Source organism: Streptomyces sp. WM6386, from assembly GCF_000972385.1.
GTDB lineage: Bacteria > Actinomycetota > Actinomycetes > Streptomycetales > Streptomycetaceae > Streptomyces.
The window spans coordinates 1-370 of sequence record NZ_JXTE01000620.1 but is presented as its reverse complement, the minus strand read 5'-3'; the positions used below and the strand labels follow the sequence as shown (position 1 = coordinate 370).

Sequence of the window (370 nt, the reverse complement as noted above, 5' to 3'; positions counted from 1 at the left end):
GTTCCAGGACGCCGGGGACGATCACGTCGTCGGCGGAGTTCCACGGGTAGTGGGTGTCGCAGGAGTGGTCGAGGTGGGGGATGGCCGCGGCGACATGGGTCGTGGCGGCCAGGCTGATGCCGAGGTGGGAGTTGGAGTGCATGGAGAGGGCCAGTCCGAACGCCTCGCAGACGGCCGCCAGTTCGCGGGTGCGGCGCAGCCCGCCCCAGTAGTGGTGGTCGGTGAGGAGCACCTGGATCGCGTTCTGCTCGATCGCGGGCTTCAGGTGCTCCCAGGCGATCACGCACATGTTGGTCGCCAGGGGGAGAGGGGAGTCCTCGGCCACCTCGGCCATGCCCTCGATACCCCTCGTCGGGTCCTCCAGGTACTC

General features: G+C 68.9%; 1 protein-coding gene. It reads right to left on the bottom strand.

The window, feature by feature from the left end; translation table 11 throughout:
* The coding region (locus TN53_RS42965; RefSeq protein ID WP_046264359.1) for an enolase C-terminal domain-like protein at positions 1-370 on the bottom strand (370 nt) is incomplete at both ends.